The following is a 14040-nucleotide window of genomic DNA, read 5'->3' as shown; positions in this document are numbered from 1 at the left end:
TCATTATTGGACGCTACGGATCAGGTTACGAATGAAGATTCTCAAATATACGCCCATGCTCGCGCTACTGACTGCATGCGCATTGGACCCCGTCGCCACGGCGGATTATTCAGGACTCGGCGATAGCGAGGTAGCAAAAACGCTTCGATATTCCGCCTTTACCAGCAGTGTCGGTATCGATTATGCGGTCGGTCAGCTCGTCAACAAGCCGGACATCCTTGCAATGCCCGACCCACGCGGGAAACTCGAGCAATTGGGCTTCACTTATGTCCCGACGCCGCCTGCGGACTGCACATATGATGGCTCCGCCAAAACCACGATCATGAGCCCGGATGCTTCGCGCACCGAAAGGTACAAACTTACCATCCATATTGCTGCAAAGATTCGTCGAAACGCGATAGAAATCGCGAGCACGACAAAACGCGAAAATTACTAGGTAGAAAAGATGCAGATTATTCAGGCCGCAAATCCAATCAAGACCGAAGTACTTGGAATTGGACAGGTGGGACTTCACTATTTTATATCCTGAAGGACGACTCCGGAAGAGTCATTGGACAACTGAACGGACTGCAGTTCAAGGATGGGGTTCCGTCCGCGACTGGCATCGGAGGCAAGATCGTTTTTACCACCGAATATGGGATGGAGATCAATCCTGAAACGCTTCAGCGGGTCGTGGCTATCGGCGACAAGGCAGTCATCCAGGATAAAATGTGGAGTGCAGCCATCCAGTGCAGTGTCGAAATATATAAAGCGAATTATGACTACATGGCACTCGATTCATTTGGCGGGCACAACAGTAATGCTGTCCTTTCCACACTCGCGGCGTGCATGCAGCTTGAACCATTCAAGTTCGACGGATTCTCTCCCGGCTTAAATGACGTTATTTTATACTGGGAAACCATCAAGGTAATCCAGGCTCAAAACGGCTTCGGCCAGGCGTCGGGCGGTGGCGGTGACTCGACGGGCGGGAGCGGGGCGGGTCGAATGGTGGCGGCGATATCAAGCTGCCCGATGTTCCCCTAAGTGGCGGAAAAAGAGGGGCGGCTACTGGCAGAATCCAGGGTCGATCAGCCCGACCTCCGATACAGACTATCTCGCGGCAACGAAAGCAAACGATACCAATGTCGGGACGTTGGCGGCACACGACGTGTATAGCGCCACGGGCACGGAAAATCACGTTCCAGTGACCACTGTCGGGGTCTCGGACCATATCGCGTTATTGTAGTAGCCACAGTTCGGCCCCAGGCTGTCAGCGCAAGGCTGGCAGCCACACTTCGATTCCCCACACTGTTCACCTCGGCATGTCGCCGCGCGCGTTTCCTCGACTTGGCTCGACGCCCATTGTTTTTCATCGGTTCATACAGCGGGTTATGGTGGTGTTGTATAATGGTTGTTTCGGCATTAAGCCGTTGATTCTCCTAAAGAAATAGACAGGTACTAATGTTAAGTACAGCCAACATCACGATGCAGTTCGGCGCCAAGCCGCTGTTCGAAAATATTTCCGTCAAGTTCGGCGACGGTAACCGTTATGGCCTCATCGGCGCCAACGGCTGCGGCAAGTCGACCTTCATGAAGATCCTCGGTGGCGACCTCGAGCCGTCCGCCGGCAACGTCAGCCTCGACCCGCACGAACGCCTCGGCAAGCTCCGCCAGGACCAGTTCGCCTACGAAGACGTGCGCGTCCTCGACGTCGTCATGATGGGCCACACGGAACTGTGGGAAGCCATCCGCGAACGCGACGCCATCTACGCGAATCCGGAAGCGACCGACGAGGACTACATGAAAGCGGCCGAGCTCGAAGGCAAGGTCGCCGAATACGACGGCTACTCGGCCGAAGCGCGCGCCGGCGAACTGCTGCTGGGCCTGGGCATCGCCACCGACCTGCACCAGGGCCCGATGAGCGCCGTGGCGCCGGGCTGGAAGCTGCGCGTGCTGCTGGCGCAGGCCCTGTTCTCGGATCCGGACATCCTGCTGCTCGACGAACCGACCAACAACCTGGACATCCACACCATCAGCTGGCTGGCCGACATGTTGAACCAGCGGAACTCGACGATGATCATCATCTCGCACGACCGCCACTTCCTGAACTCGGTCTGCACGCACGTCGCCGACATGGACTACGGCACGCTGAAGGTCTATCCGGGTAACTACGACGACTACATGGAAGCGTCGACGCAGGCCCGCAACCAGCAGCTGGCCAACAATGCGAAGGCGAAAGAGAAGGTCGCCGAGCTGCAGGACTTCGTGCGCCGCTTCTCCGCGAACAAGTCCAAGGCCCGCCAGGCCACGTCGCGCGCCAAGATGATCGACAAGATCAAGATCGAGGAATTCAAGCCGTCCTCGCGCGCCTATCCGTTCGTCCGCTTCGAAGGCGAGAAGAAACTGCACCGCCTGGCCGTCGAGACGGAAGGCCTGTCGAAATCGTACGACCGCCAGCTGTTCAAGAATTTCTCGATCATGGTCGAGGCCGGCGAGCGCATCGCGATCATCGGTGCCAACGGCGCCGGCAAGACCACGTTGCTGCGTTGTATCGGCAGCGCCCCGATCACGGGTCTCGACGCCGACACCGGCCGCGTGAAGTGGGCCGAGAATGCGAATCCGGGCTACATGCCGCAGGATCCGACGGAAGAATTCGCCACCGACCTGAACCTGACCGACTGGATGGGCAAGTGGACGAAGGAAGGCGACGACGACCAGGCCGTGCGCTCGATCCTGGGCCGCCTGCTGTTCGGCGGCGACGAGGTCAAGAAGTCCGTGCGCGTGCTGTCCGGTGGCGAGAAGGGCCGCATGATGTACGGCAAGCTGATGCTGGGCCGTCACAATGTCCTGCTGCTCGACGAGCCGACGAACCACATGGACATGGAATCGATCGAGTCGCTGAACATCGCGCTGGATAAATACGCAGGCACCCTCATCTTCGTGTCGCACGACCGCGAGTTCGTGTCGTCGCTGGCGACCCGTATCCTGGAGATCAAGGAAGACCGCATCATCGACTTCCATGGCAATTACGAGGATTACCTGAAGAGCCAGGGTCTGGATTGATTTTTGTGACGCGAACATGATTCGCGCATGAACGGTGGGCACGGGGTGCCCACCCTACGTGGCGCGTGCCGTAGGGTGGGCACCCCGTGCCCGCCTTCGTTTCGGAGAGTACAATTTGTATATGAATACCATTGCCCCCGTTAAAATCTTTGAATACGACCGGCCGGTCGGCGGCGCGTGTTCCACCGCCGAGGCCTGGGCCCGTACCCCGTCGCCGCTCGAAGTCGAACAAAAGACCGCGCTGAAGGACCGCATCCGCCGCCTGCTGAAAGAGCGCGAAGCCGTCCTCGTAGCGCACTACTACGTCGATGCCGACCTGCAAGACCTCGCCGAGGAAACGGGCGGGTGCGTGTCGGACTCGCTGGAAATGGCGCGCTTCGGCCGCGATCATCCCGCCAGGACGCTCGTCGTGGCGGGCGTGCGCTTCATGGGCGAGACGGCGAAGATCCTGAGCCCGGAAAAGACGATCCTGATGCCGGACCTGGACGCGACCTGCTCGCTGGACCTGGGCTGCCCGGCCGACGAGTTCGCCGCGTTCTGCGACCAGCATCCGGACCGCACGGTCGTCGTCTACGCGAACACGTCCGCCGCCGTGAAGGCGCGCGCGGACTGGATGGTGACCTCGTCGATCGGCCTGGACATCGTCAAGCACCTGCACGACCAGGGCAAGAAGATCCTGTGGGCGCCGGACCGCCACCTGGGCTCGTATATCCAGAAGCAGACGGGTGCCGACATGCTGCTGTGGCAGGGTTCCTGCCTCGTGCACGACGAGTTCAAGGGCATCGAACTGGACCTGCTGCGCGCGGAGTACCCGCACGCGAAAGTCCTCGTGCACCCGGAATCGCCGGCCAACGTCGTCGCCCAGGCGGACGTCGTCGGCTCGACCACCCAGCTGATCAACGCGGCGCAGACGATGGATGCGACGCACTTCATCGTCGCCACCGACAACGGCATCCTGCACAAGATGCGCATGGCCGCGCCGGGCAAGACCCTGATCGAAGCCCCGACGGCGGGCAACAGCGCCACCTGCAAGAGCTGCGCGCACTGCCCGTGGATGGCGATGAACGGCCTGCAGAACCTGGCCGACGTGCTGCAAGCCTCTGACAGTAAAAACGAGATCTTCGTCGATCCGGAAATCGGCAAGCAGGCCAAGCGCGCCATCGACCGCATGCTCGACTTCGCCGCCGCCAAGAAGGCGAAGGCGCTGCCGACCGGCGCGCTGGAGCAGGAAGCCAACCTCTTCAAAGGAATCGGTCCCGCATGAGCAATCTCCGCAACCCTTACGCCGACGAAGGCCAGTTCGACGACAAGCTGCAGGCCGCATTCGAACAGAACCTGCTGGCCGCGCTGCTGGAAGACGTCGGCAGCGGCGACCTGACCGGCAAGCTCGTGCCGGAAGCGCCCCGCGCGAAGGCGCGCGTGATCGTGCGCGAGCAGGCCGTCCTGTGCGGCGCGCCGTGGTTCGAAGGCGTCATGCTCGCCGTCGACCAGGACATCGAGATCGACTGGAAATATGCCGAGGGCGACGTGATGGCGGCCGACAGCGTCGTCTGCACGATCGAGGGCTCGCCGCGCTCGCTGCTGACGGCGGAGCGCTCGGCGCTGAACTTCCTGCAACTGCTGTCCGGCGTCGCGTCGGCCACGCGCACCTATGTCGACGTCATCGCCGGCACCAGGGCGCAGATCCTCGACACGCGCAAGACGCTGCCGGGGCTGCGCCAGGCGCAGAAGTACGCCGTGCGCGTGGGCGGCGGCGCGAACCAGCGCATGGCGCTATACGATGGCATCCTGATCAAGGAAAACCACATCGCGGCCGCGGGCGGCATCACGCCGGCGCTGCAGGCGGCGACCGCGCTGAACGCGGGTGTGTCGATCCAGATCGAGGTGGAGTCGATCGCCGAACTGGAAGAAGCGCTTGCGGCTGGCGCAACGTCGGTCCTCCTCGACAATTTTGACCTGGACATGATGCGCGAAGCGGTGCGCATCAACGAGGGACGGGCGTTGCTGGAAGCGTCCGGCGGCATCAATATGCAGACCGTACGTGCGATCGCCGAGACCGGGGTCGACCGGATTTCGATCGGCGGCCTGACCAAGGACGTCAAGGCGACGGACTACTCGCTGCGCATTATTGGCTGAGAGTCCCAAGACCGTCGTTCCCGCGGAGGCGGGAACCCAATTTTTTGTGCCTGATCACGCAAGCTTGGGCTCCCGCCTGCGCGGGAGCGACGGTGTTTTTTACGTTCCGCTCTTCGTTCTACGTCCCGCTCTCGCTGGCCCTCGTCTATTAGGTGAGAGTCCCAAGACCGTCGTTCCCGCGGAGGCGGGAACCCAATTTTTTGTGACTGACCACGCAAGCTTGGGCTCCCGCCTGCGCGGGAGCGACGGTGTTTTTTACGTTCCGCTCTTCGTTCTACGTCCCGCTCTCGCTGGCCCTCGCCTGTTAGGTGAGAGTCCCAAAACGTCGTTCCCGCGGAGGCGGGAACCCAATTTTTTGTGACTGACCACGCAAGCTTGGGCTCCCGCCTGCGCGGGAGCGACGGTGTTTTTTTACGTTCCGCTCTTCGCTTTACGTCCCGCTCTCACTGGCCCTCGCCAACGCCTCCGCCTGCGGATTCCTCCGATACACGGACTCGCCGACGCGCCCCGCGATCTCGTCGACCGCGGCCAGCACCTTCTCCGGATGCGCATAATGCGTCATGTGCCCGACGCCGGGCTGCAACTGCAGCTCGCTGTCCGGCAGGCGCTCGTCCAGCCGCTCCGAGTTGTGGCCGAAGTCGACGATCTTGTCCTTGGTGCCAGCCACCACCACCACGGGCACCTTCAGCTCGGGATAACGCCTGGCCAGCGCCACGGCCGACGGCACCATCAGCGCCGTCTCCGCCGCGCTGGCGCGCAGCTGGCTCGGACGCAGCAGCATCCACACGGGCAGTTCGCGGAAGCGGGCGTCGACCGGCTGCGGCGAGAACACGCGCTTCGTCAGCGGACGCCACAGCATGCGCGTGACGAGCGGCGAGATCGTGTACCGCATCAAATCGCCCACGACCGGGATCGCGGGGCCGGACAGCAGCGGCACGTCCGCGCGCAGGCTCGGGTAGTAGTAGCCCGACAGCAGCACGAGGCCGCGCACGAAGTCCGGCACTTCCAGCGCCATCGACAACGCAACCAGCGTGCCCCACGAGTGGCCCAGCACGATGGCCGAATCGACGCCGATCTCCTGCAGCGCGTGATGGAGCAACCGCGCCTGGGCTTGCGGCGTCCACACCTTGCTGCGCGGCCGCTCGCTGTAGCCGAAGCCGGGGCGGTCGAACGCGATCACGCGGTAGTGCTCCGCCGCCTTGTCCATCAGGCCGCTCGTCTGGAAATCGTTGGCCAGCACGCCGTTCCCGTGCAGCAGGACCAGCGCGGGGCCGCTGCCCCGTTCCACGTAATGCAGGCGTACGCCGTCGACCTTGACGAAGCGGCCCTGCGGCGGATTCTCCGCCTCCGCCTGTTTCGTTTTCGAACGCACATAGAAATAAGAGGCCGCGAGGCCGAGACCGGCCAGCAATGCGCCGGCCTGCCAGGGTTTGACACCAGTGCTGCTTAACGTTTTCGTCACAGTATTCCCCCGTCGAGTGGTATGGATGGCGTGTCTCGCTCCGTCTGCTCCGAACCTTTGATGAGCATGTCCAGCGCGAGCGGGAGCACCCGCTCGGCCGATTCTTCGATCTTGATGTCGAGGAGGTCGTCGGCGCGCGTGCGGCCGAGGTTGATGGCGGCGATCGGCTTGCCGGCGGCCTGCGCCATGCGGCAGAACCGGAAGCCGGAATAGACCATCAGCGACGAGCCGACGACCAGCAGCGCGTCCGCCCGTTCCATCTGTTCCAGAGCGATGGCCGTGCGTGCCGGCGGGACGTTATCGCCGAAGAAGACCACGTTGGGCATCAAGGTCCCGCCGCAGCACGTGCAGTACGGCAGCCTGAAGCTGGCGAGTTCCGTCGGTTCGACGGACGCATCGCCATCGGGCAGCGGCGTCGCGTTCGCACCCGCCATGTGCGGATTGAAATCCTCCAGTTGGCCCTGCACGAAGGCGCGCGGGAAGATCGCCGTGCATTCGAGGCACACGACCGTATGAATATTGCCGTGCAATTCCAGCACGCCGTGCGATCCGGCCTGGCCGTGCAGGCCATCGACGTTCTGCGTCAGCACGGAACCGATCCTGCCGACCCGCTCCAGCCCCGCGATCGCGACATGGCCGCGATTCGGCCGGGCCTGCGCGAGCACGGGCCAGCCGATCATGCTGCGCGCCCAATAGCGCCGCTGCACGGCCTCGGATTTGCGGAAATCCGGGCCGTGGATCGGGGGTTTGCCGCGGCGGGTGCCGTCGCGGTCGCGGTAATCGGGAATGCCGGATGCCGTCGACAACCCCGCGCCCGTCAGTACGAGCGCGCGCGGGTGGCGGTCGAGGAATGCGGCGATCCGCGCCGCGTGGTCGTGGGCGGTGAATGCTTCAGCCATCTTGATGTGCTCCTTCCGCCGGGATCGTAACATCTCCGATGCCCGCACAGAAACACGTTACGGCTGCTTCAACGTTTGGCGGACACGACGATCCCGCCGACGATCAGCAGGAACGCGAGCACGTGGTAGGCATGGGGCAGCTCGCCCAGGAAGGCGGACGACAGCAGCGCCGTGAACAACGGCGTCAGGTTGACGAAGAAGGCCCCGATGCCCGGCCCCGCACGGCGGATGCCCGCGCCCCACATGGCGAACGCGAGCACGGCCGGGCACACGGCGACGAACAGCAGGGCCGCCACGACGGGCCAGCTCCACGCGATGGCTGCCGCGCCCAGCGACCACTCGACGCCGGCAAAACCGGCCGACCACAACAGCCCGAACGCCACCTGCGCGCCGAGGAACGCGGCCCAGTCGGCGCGCAAGGCGGGCTCGTCCTGCGGCTGCAGCAGCATCCAGCTGTAGAACGACCACGCGATGGTCGCGAGGATCATGTACAGGTCGCCCGCGACGAGGCGCAGCGCAAGCAGCTGGCCGACGTCGCCGCGGCACAGTACGACGAGCACGCCGGCGATCGACAGCAACGCGCCGATCACCTGGCGCGTGCGCACCGCGACGCCATAGAACAGACGACCGACGAGCATCATCCAGACGGGCATGCCCGAGGCGACGAGGGTGACGTTGATGGGCGTGGAGCTTTGCAGCGCGAGATACTGCAGGGAGTTGTACATGCCGATGCCCAGCAGCCCCAGCAGCGCATAGCGGCGCCAACGGGTGCGAATCGCGTCCAGCACGCCGGCCTGGCGCAACGTCCCCCACCCGAGCGGCAGCAGGACGGCCAGCGCGATGACCCAACGCAGCAGGTTCAGCGTCATCGGCGGCACGGCCGCGCGCACGAGCCGTCCCACGATGGCGTTACCCGCCCACAGCAGGGGCGGGACGGTCAGCAGCAGGACGGTCGACGGCGTAAGCTTCTGATTCATCTACCCGAATTAGCGGCGGCGCGGCGTCAGCACGCTGGGCAATGCCTTCGGCAGCGTGTCCGGATAGTCGCGCGAGAAATGCAGGCCGCGGCTTTCGTGGCGCGACAGCGCGCTGCGCACGATCAGGTGCGCCACCTCGACGAGGTTGCGCAGCTCCAGCAGGTCGTTGGTGACGCGGAAGTTGCGGTAGTACTCGTCGATCTCTTCCTTCAACAGCTTGATGCGGTGCTGTGCCCGTTCCAGGCGCTTGGTCGTGCGCACGATGCCGACGTAGTTCCACATGAAGCGGCGCAGCTCGTCCCAGTTGTGGGCGATGACCACTTCCTCGTCCGCATTGGTGACGCGGCTTTCGTCCCACGCGGGCAGCGCGGGCACGTCGACGGGCGGCGCCGCGGCGATCTGGTGGGCGCACGCGCGGCCGACGACGAGGCATTCCAGCAGCGAGTTGCTGGCCAGGCGGTTGGCGCCGTGCAGGCCCGTGTAGGCAGTCTCGCCGACGGCGTACAGGCCCGGGATGTCGGTGCGGCCGGACAAATCGGTCACGACGCCGCCGCACGTGAAGTGGACGGCCGGCACGACGGGAATCGGTTCCTTCGTGATGTCGATGCCCAGCTCCAGGCAGCGCGCGTAAATCGTCGGGAAGTGTTCCTTGATGAATTCCGGGCTCTTGTGCGTGATGTCCAGGTGGACGTAGTCGATGCCGCGCTTCTTCATCTCGAAGTCGATGGCGCGGGCGACGACGTCGCGCGGCGCCAGTTCCCCGCGGTCGTCGTGCGCGGGCATGAAGCGCGTGCCGGCCGCGGGTCCCGCCTCGGGCGGCAGTTTCAGCAATCCGCCTTCGCCGCGCACGGCTTCCGTGATCAGGAACGATTTCGCGAACGGATGGTACAGGCAGGTCGGGTGGAACTGGATGAACTCCATGTTCGACACGCGGCAGCCGGCGCGCCAGGCCATCGCGATGCCGTCGCCCGTCGCGGTGTCGGGGTTCGTCGTGTACAGGTAGACCTTGCCGGCGCCTCCGGTGGCGAGCACGGTGTGCTCCGCCTCGAACGTCTGCACCCTGCCGCTCTGTTCGTCCTGCACGTACAGGCCGTGGCAGCGCGGCTGGCCGACGAGGGCCGGCCCGGCATGCACGCCGTCCGGCTGCAGTTTATCGGACGTGATCACGTCGATCGCGCAGTGATGCTCGAACAGGGTGATGTTCGGGTGCGCGCGCACTTTCTGTTCCAGCGTCACCTGCACGGCGTGGCCGGTGGCGTCCGCGGCGTGGATGATGCGGCGCTGGCTGTGGCCGCCCTCGCGGGTCAGGTGGAAGCCGAGTTCCGCGGTCTCGTCGCGGGTAAACGGCACGCCTTGCTCGATCAGCCATTCGATCGCCTCGCGCCCGTGCTCGACGATGTAGCGGGTGGCCGCTTCGTCGCACAGGCCGGCGCCGGCGACGAGGGTGTCGGCGATATGCTGGTCGTGGCTGTCGCCCGAGTCCAGCACGGCGGCGATGCCGCCCTGCGCCCAGTTGCTGGCACCGTCGAGGAGCTCGCGCTTGGAGATGATGGCGACCTTGCGGGTTTGCGCCAGATGAAGGGCAACCGACAGGCCGGCGAGGCCGCTGCCGACGATGGCTACGTCAAATTTCATCGCACTCTCTTGGTTTTGCTTTTGTAAAGAGGCATCACTATAGACGATTTGGCGCGGGCATGTGGAAGATGGCGCTGTTCAGCATCCGCCGCGGACGCTCCCCGGCGCCTCGCCGCCCGTGAGGGCATCGTAGACGGCGAGGACATCGCGGGCCATCGCCGGCATGCTGTGGCGCGCGATCACCTGGCTGCGCGCGCGGGCGCCGTGGCGGGCCGCCATGTCCGGGATCCTGCAGTAGTCGGCGATCGCCGCCGCCAGCAATTCCGTCGACTTCGGCGGCACGAGGATGCCCGTAAAGCCCGGGTGGACGAGCTCCGTATTGCCGCCGACGGCCGCCGCGACGACCGGCAACCCCGTCGCCATCGCCTGCAGGATCGCGCCCGACCGGTCCTCCGCGCGCGCCGGCAGCACGAACAGGTCCATCGCCCGCAGCAGCTGCGCCACGTCGGCGCGGGCGCCCGGCAGCCAGGCACGCGCCGCCGCGCCGGCCCGGTGCAGCAGCGCTTGGCATTCGGCGCGCTCGGGCCCATCGCCGACGAGCAGCAGCTTCAACCGCTGATGCGCCGGATGCGGCGACGCGATCAGGCGCAGGAACGCCTCGACGAGGGTCGTGTGGTTGCCGTCGGCATCCATGCGGCCGACGCTCCCGACGACGAATGCCCCGTCGTGCATGAACCCGGGCGGGCCGACGGCGGCGGACGGCCCCAGCCGCGGATGGAATTGCACGCTGTCGACGCCGCTCGCGATCTGCGACACGCGCGCCGGTTCCGCGCCCACGGATTCGACGAGCCATTCCTCGAGGTCGCTGCTGGCCGCGATGTAGTGGTCGACAAGCGGACACAGCAGCCGGCGCAGCAGGCGGGTACCGAGGCCCCGTCCGGCATCCGCCGCGCCGCGTCCGTGTTCCGCATGCACGCGCAGCTTGACCCCGGCCAGCGCCGCGACCACCTGGGCGGGCAGCCCGGCGCCGTCACGGGTGTGGATGAGGTCGGGCCGCAGCGCGCGCAAGACGCCGTACATGCGCACGTAGTGCAGGGGATCGGACCCGGACCGCTTGTGCAGGTTGACGACCTCGACGCCGTGCTCGCGAACGTCGGCGTGATGGCCGAAGCGGTCGTGCATGCAGACGATGGCGTGGCGATAGCGCTCGGGCGGCAGGAGGCGGATCAGGTTCAGCAGGCTGGTCCCGGTGAGGGCGGCATCGAGCGCGTCGACCACGTGGACGACGAGACGCGGCCGCTCGTCCGGCTCGAAGAGGGAACCCATGCATCACCCGAAAATGAGACGAGATGGCAGATTATATTGCGCTGCAACGTGGCATTTTTTCTGCTTGCGGGCACTGTTGACCGGCCTCAAAGGTTCGCCGCCGCACCGAACCACAGGTGGGCGCACGCTACGATGGGGCTCCATCCGTACAAGGAATCACCATGAGCACACACGACAGCAAAGACATCGCCGACCTGAAATCGAGGATCAAGGAAGTCCGCTTTCCCATGTTCACGTGGCAGGACGAACACGGCCACCTGCTGAGCCAGCCGATGACACAGGAAGAGGTCGACGACGCGGGCGGCGTCTGGTTCTTCACGTCCACGCAGACCGCGCTGTGGGATTGCATCGCGCACCGGCCGCAAGTGAACCTGTCGTTCGCGAAGCCGGAAGACAGCCTGTTCGTGTCGGTCAGCGGCCTGGCCGAGCGCGTCGTCGACCGCGAACGCATCCGCGCGATGTGGAACGCGGGCGTGCAGGCGTGGTTCCCGGCCGGTCCGGACGACGAGCACGCCGTGCTGATCCGCGTCGAGCCGCACTCCGTCGAATACTGGGATTCGAACGACAGCAAGATGGTGCGCCTGTTTGCCATCGCAAAAGCCGCCGTGACGGGAACGCGACCGGACATGGATGCCGAACACCGCACACTGAAGCTATAACATTCCTCTCTTGCAATAATCGGAGTGGCTGGCGTACAGTACACGCTTCTTTGAAGGAGCGTGCATGGACAGGGACGGGCAGGGCCGGACGCGATGATCGCGCCGCTCGAACTGGCGGCGAACGGATTTGTCGCGGTGTCCATCCTGCTGGCCGGACGCAACAACGTCCACACGTGGTGGACGGGCATCGTCGGCTGCACGCTGTTCGGCGCGCTGTTCGCCCAGAACCGCCTGTATGCCGACGTCGCCCTGCAGGCGTTCTTCGTCGCCACCAGCGTCGTCGGCTGGTGGAAATGGGTGCGCGGCGACCATGGCGACCCGCTGCCGATCACGCACGCCGGCGCTGCCAGCCTCTTGTGGACCGTGCCGGTGGGCATCGCCGCCACGGCCGCCTACGGGGCGTTGCTGCACTTCACGACCAGCGCATACGCGCCTTTCCTCGATTCCGCCGTCCTCGTCTTTTCCGTCATCGGCCAGGTGCTCATGATGCAGCGCCGCGTCGAGAACTGGGCGTTCTGGCTGCTGGTGAACTCCATCGCCGCACCGCTCTACCTGAGCCGCGACCTCGTCCTGACGGCCGTGCTGTACGGCGGCTTCTGGATCAATGCCATCGTTTCCTGGCGCAGCTGGTACCGACTGGCCGCGCAACCTCTTTTATCCGAGAGCCCAACCCCATGAACAAGACACCGCTCGCGGCCGCACTGGCCATCCTTACGTTCACGTTGTCGGCCACCGCCGCCGACCAGGTCGTCGCCATCCGCGCCGGCCAACTGGTCGACGTCGTCGGCGGCAAGGTACTGCGGGACCAGACCATCCTCGTCAGCGGCGAACGCATCACGGCCGTCGGTCCCAGCGCGAACACGACCGTGCCGGCGGGCGCCCAGGTGATCGATTTGTCGCGCGAGACCGTGCTCCCGGGCCTGATCGATGCCCACGTGCACCTGACCGGCGACCCGAACCTGCACGGCTACCGGTCACTGGGCGTGTCCGACATCCGCGCCGCCATGTACGGCGCGTACGCGGCGCGGCGCACGCTGGAAGCCGGCTTCACGACGGTGCGCAACGTGGGCGCGAGCGGCTTCGGCGACGTGGCGCTGCGCGACGCCATCAACGACGGCGAGCTGCCCGGTCCGCGCATGCGCGTGGCCGGCTACGCCATCGGCATCCAGGGCGGCCACTGCGACAACAACCTGTTGCCGCACGATTTCCATTTCACGGAGAACGGCGTGGCCGACGGTCCGTGGGCGGCACGCGCCAAGGTGCGCGAGATGGCGAAGTTCGGCGCCGACACCATCAAGATCTGCGCGTCCGGCGGCGTGCTGTCGAAAGGCGACGAGGCGGGCGCCCAGCAACTGACGCTGGAAGAGATGAAGGCGATCGTCGAGGAAGCCCATAAACTGGGCCGCCGCGTGGCCGCGCATGCGCATGGCGCGAGCAGCATCCGCGACGCGATCCTGGCCGGCGTCGACTCGGTCGAGCATGCGAGCCTGATCGACGACGAGGGCATCCGCCTCGCGCGTGAAAAGGGGACGTATCTCGTGATGGACATCTATAACGACGACTTCATCCTGCAGGAAGGCGCCAGGGCCGGGATGCTGCCGGAGTCGCTGGAGAAGGAGCGCATGGTCGGGCAACTGCAGCGCGATAACTTCCGCAAGGCGTTCAAGGCCGGCGACAAGATGGCGTTCGGCACCGACGCCGGCGTCTATCCGCACGGCGACAATGCCCGCCAGTTCTTTTACATGGTCAAGTACGGCATGACGCCCATGCAGGCGCTCCAGGCCGCGACAATCAATGGCGCCGACCTGCTGGGCTGGAAGGATCGCGTGGGGTCGATCACGCCGGGCAAGTATGCGGACATCGTGGCGGTCAGCGGGGATCCGCTGGCGGATCCGGCCGCGCTGACGCGCGTGGACTTCGTCATGAAGGGCGGCGCCGTCATCCGGAGCGCTGCGCGAAAATAG

Annotated in this window: 13 protein-coding genes; 8 read left to right on the top strand and 5 right to left on the bottom strand. The window is 65.2% G+C overall.

What is annotated here, in order from left to right:
- Positions 1-31: 31 nt before the first annotated feature.
- The 5 genes from ACEN98_RS30980 (at position 32) to nadC (ending at position 5178) form a co-directional block, all read left to right on the top strand.
- The gene (locus tag ACEN98_RS30980) at positions 32-436 is read left to right on the top strand and encodes a hypothetical protein (protein WP_413388629.1); all 405 of its coding nucleotides are present in this window, start codon (positions 32-34) and stop codon (positions 434-436) included.
- A 203-nt stretch (positions 437-639) separates the two neighbouring features.
- A complete protein-coding gene (locus ACEN98_RS30975; protein WP_413388628.1) occupies positions 640-1023 on the top strand; it encodes a hypothetical protein in 384 nt (127 codons plus the stop codon).
- Between the two features lie 417 nt (positions 1024-1440).
- Positions 1441-3042, top strand: coding sequence for an ABC-F family ATPase (locus ACEN98_RS30970; RefSeq protein ID WP_413388627.1), 1602 nt, complete (start codon positions 1441-1443; stop codon positions 3040-3042).
- A 121-nt stretch (positions 3043-3163) separates the two neighbouring features.
- The gene (gene nadA, locus ACEN98_RS30965) at positions 3164-4306 is read left to right on the top strand and encodes a quinolinate synthase NadA (protein WP_413388626.1); all 1143 of its coding nucleotides are present in this window, start codon (positions 3164-3166) and stop codon (positions 4304-4306) included.
- On the top strand, positions 4303-5178 hold the full coding sequence (gene nadC / locus ACEN98_RS30960) for a carboxylating nicotinate-nucleotide diphosphorylase (protein ID WP_413388625.1): 876 nt from the start codon (positions 4303-4305) through the stop codon (positions 5176-5178). Before nadA ends, nadC begins: the two co-directional genes overlap by 4 nt.
- Before the next feature lie 430 nt (positions 5179-5608).
- Here the strand turns inward: nadC and ACEN98_RS30955 are convergent, their stop codons facing one another.
- The 5 genes from ACEN98_RS30955 to ACEN98_RS30935 all read right to left on the bottom strand — a co-directional run bounded on the left by ACEN98_RS30955 (position 5609) and on the right by ACEN98_RS30935 (position 11417).
- Positions 5609-6640 carry an alpha/beta fold hydrolase gene (locus tag ACEN98_RS30955; RefSeq protein ID WP_413388624.1) on the bottom strand — a complete coding sequence of 344 codons (1032 nt, stop codon included), beginning with the start codon at positions 6638-6640 and terminating at the stop codon, positions 5609-5611.
- Positions 6637-7539 (bottom strand): NAD-dependent protein deacetylase, encoded by a 903-nt coding sequence (locus ACEN98_RS30950; protein ID WP_413388623.1) that lies wholly within the window; start codon positions 7537-7539, stop codon positions 6637-6639. Before ACEN98_RS30950 ends, ACEN98_RS30955 begins: the two co-directional genes overlap by 4 nt.
- A 68-nt stretch (positions 7540-7607) precedes the next feature.
- Positions 7608-8516 (bottom strand): DMT family transporter, encoded by a 909-nt coding sequence (locus tag ACEN98_RS30945; RefSeq protein ID WP_413388622.1) that lies wholly within the window; start codon positions 8514-8516, stop codon positions 7608-7610.
- 9 nt (positions 8517-8525) lie between these two features.
- On the bottom strand, positions 8526-10199 hold the full coding sequence (gene nadB, locus ACEN98_RS30940; RefSeq protein ID WP_413389118.1) for an L-aspartate oxidase: 1674 nt from the start codon (positions 10197-10199) through the stop codon (positions 8526-8528).
- A gap of 30 nt (positions 10200-10229) precedes the next feature.
- Positions 10230-11417, bottom strand: a complete 1188-nt coding sequence (locus ACEN98_RS30935; protein WP_413388620.1) for a glycosyltransferase — start codon at positions 11415-11417, stop codon at positions 10230-10232.
- A gap of 161 nt (positions 11418-11578) precedes the next feature.
- Here ACEN98_RS30935 and ACEN98_RS30930 point away from each other — a divergent pair, with 161 nt between their 5' ends.
- The 3 genes from ACEN98_RS30930 (at position 11579) to ACEN98_RS30920 (ending at position 14040) form a co-directional block, all read left to right on the top strand.
- Entirely contained in the window at positions 11579-12076 is a 498-nt protein-coding gene (locus ACEN98_RS30930; protein WP_413388618.1) for a pyridoxamine 5'-phosphate oxidase family protein, read from the top strand.
- A gap of 93 nt (positions 12077-12169) precedes the next feature.
- Positions 12170-12754, top strand: coding sequence for a nicotinamide riboside transporter PnuC (gene pnuC / locus ACEN98_RS30925; protein WP_413389117.1), 585 nt, complete (start codon positions 12170-12172; stop codon positions 12752-12754).
- Positions 12751-14040: an amidohydrolase family protein gene (locus ACEN98_RS30920; protein WP_413388616.1), complete on the top strand. Its 1290-nt coding sequence runs from the start codon at positions 12751-12753 to the stop codon at positions 14038-14040. The genes pnuC and ACEN98_RS30920 overlap by 4 nt, the downstream gene beginning before the upstream one ends.

The organism is Massilia sp. CT11-137 (assembly GCF_047302885.1).
GTDB lineage: Bacteria > Pseudomonadota > Gammaproteobacteria > Burkholderiales > Burkholderiaceae_D > Telluria > Telluria orientalis.
This window is presented reverse-complemented; position numbering and strand designations above follow the sequence as displayed.

Excerpts from the sequence above, each read along its gene's own strand:
- ACEN98_RS30920 (WP_413388616.1), top strand. The coding sequence starts at position 12,751 with ATGAACAAGACACCGCTCGCGGCCGCACTGGCCATCCTTACGTTCACG.
- ACEN98_RS30970 (WP_413388627.1), top strand. The coding sequence starts at position 1,441 with ATGTTAAGTACAGCCAACATCACGATGCAGTTCGGCGCCAAGCCGCTG.
- nadA (WP_413388626.1), top strand. The coding sequence starts at position 3,164 with ATGAATACCATTGCCCCCGTTAAAATCTTTGAATACGACCGGCCGGTC.
- nadC (WP_413388625.1), top strand. The coding sequence starts at position 4,303 with ATGAGCAATCTCCGCAACCCTTACGCCGACGAAGGCCAGTTCGACGAC.
- ACEN98_RS30945 (WP_413388622.1), bottom strand. The coding sequence starts at position 8,516 with ATGAATCAGAAGCTTACGCCGTCGACCGTCCTGCTGCTGACCGTCCCG.
- ACEN98_RS30935 (WP_413388620.1), bottom strand. The coding sequence starts at position 11,417 with ATGGGTTCCCTCTTCGAGCCGGACGAGCGGCCGCGTCTCGTCGTCCAC.
- ACEN98_RS30980 (WP_413388629.1), top strand. The coding sequence starts at position 32 with ATGAAGATTCTCAAATATACGCCCATGCTCGCGCTACTGACTGCATGC.
- pnuC (WP_413389117.1), top strand. The coding sequence starts at position 12,170 with ATGATCGCGCCGCTCGAACTGGCGGCGAACGGATTTGTCGCGGTGTCC.
- ACEN98_RS30975 (WP_413388628.1), top strand. The coding sequence starts at position 640 with ATGGAGATCAATCCTGAAACGCTTCAGCGGGTCGTGGCTATCGGCGAC.
- ACEN98_RS30930 (WP_413388618.1), top strand. The coding sequence starts at position 11,579 with ATGAGCACACACGACAGCAAAGACATCGCCGACCTGAAATCGAGGATC.
- ACEN98_RS30950 (WP_413388623.1), bottom strand. The coding sequence starts at position 7,539 with ATGGCTGAAGCATTCACCGCCCACGACCACGCGGCGCGGATCGCCGCA.